Below are 534 nucleotides of genomic sequence, written 5' to 3'. Positions count from 1 at the left end.
GCGCCTATTACACACCGCCGACTGGCATTTGGGAAAGATTTTAAGAGGCGTGGACCGGACGCCGGAGATCGGAGAGGCCCTGAAGGCCCTCCTGGGGATCGTGAAGGAGGAGCGGGTGGACCTGGTGGTGGTCTCGGGGGACCTCTTTGACCGCCCCCAGGTCTCCGCCGAGGCCGAGGGCCACGCCGTGGAGTTCTTCATGGGGCTCAAGGCCCTGGGGGTGCCCGCTTTGGTCATCGCCGGCAACCACGACCCCAAGGAGCGCCTCTCCGCCCTCTCCCCCCTCTTCGCCCTGGCGGGGGCCAGGGTGCGGGGCCACCCCCTCTTCAAGGAGGAAGGGGGGGTGGTGCGGGTGGCGGACCTCGAGGCCGCCCTCCTCCCCTTCGTGTCCGAGAGGGTTCTGGTGAAGCGGGTCCTGCAGGAGGCCGAGGAGCGCCACCGCACCTACGCCGAGGCCATGCGCCGGGTCCTGGCCAACCTGGCGAGCCCCCTGATGCTGGCCCACTTCGCCCTGGAGGGGGTCCGGCCCGGGGG

The 534-nt window shown here is 70.6% G+C and carries 1 protein-coding gene; it reads left to right on the top strand.

Annotated elements, in window-relative coordinates; all coding sequences use genetic code 11:
- Nucleotides 1-534: metallophosphoesterase family protein (locus BVI061214_RS00295; RefSeq protein WP_156303166.1), on the top strand; the 534-nt coding region annotated here is incomplete at both ends.

Source organism: Thermus aquaticus, from assembly GCF_001280255.1.
Lineage (GTDB): Bacteria > Deinococcota > Deinococci > Deinococcales > Thermaceae > Thermus > Thermus aquaticus.
Note: the sequence above shows the minus strand (reverse complement) of the source record. Positions and strands in the feature narration are given on the sequence as shown.